Origin of the sequence: Deinococcus rhizophilus, assembly GCF_030271215.1 — a bacterium.
GTDB classification, from domain to species: Bacteria; Deinococcota; Deinococci; order Deinococcales; family Deinococcaceae; genus Deinococcus; species Deinococcus rhizophilus.
In genome coordinates, this window is sequence record NZ_JASNGB010000388.1 from 1 (window position 1) to 542 (window position 542).

Sequence of the window (542 nt, forward strand, 5' to 3'; positions counted from 1 at the left end):
CCACCGCTGAACCTCGCCCTGGTGATCGACCGCAGCGGCAGCATGGGTGGCCGCCCGCTCGAGATGGCCCGGCAGGCGGCCCAGGTGGGGCTCCGGAAGCTCGAGCCTCAGGACCGGGTCAGTGTCGTGATCTTCGACCATGAGGTGGAAGTGCTCATTCCCTCGCAGCCCGCTGCTGACCGGGAAGCCCTGTGCCGGATGGTGGAAGGCGTCACGGCCGGGGGGTCCACCGCCCTGTACGCGGGCTGGCTCGACGGGGCGATGTCGGTGGCGCAGCATCTCGACCCGCAGGCACTCAACCGGGTGCTGCTGCTGAGCGACGGCCACGCCAATGTGGGCAAGCGCCGCGTGGGGGAGATCGTTCCGGACGTCGCGGGCCTCACGAAGCGGGGGGTCAGCACGAGCACCATCGGGCTGGGCATCGGCTACGACGAGGATCTCCTGCGCGGCATGGCGGTGGCGGGCGACGGCAACTTCGAGCATATCGAGGACCCGGAGCAGCTTCCCCGTTACTTCGACGCGGAGTTCAGCGGGCTGGCTCG

The 542-nt window shown here is 69.9% G+C and carries 1 protein-coding gene; it reads left to right on the forward strand.

All coding sequences use genetic code 11. The annotated features are described in order from the left end of the window. Window positions 1-542: vWA domain-containing protein (locus QOL99_RS17495; protein WP_285525689.1), on the forward strand; the 542-nt coding region annotated here is incomplete at both ends.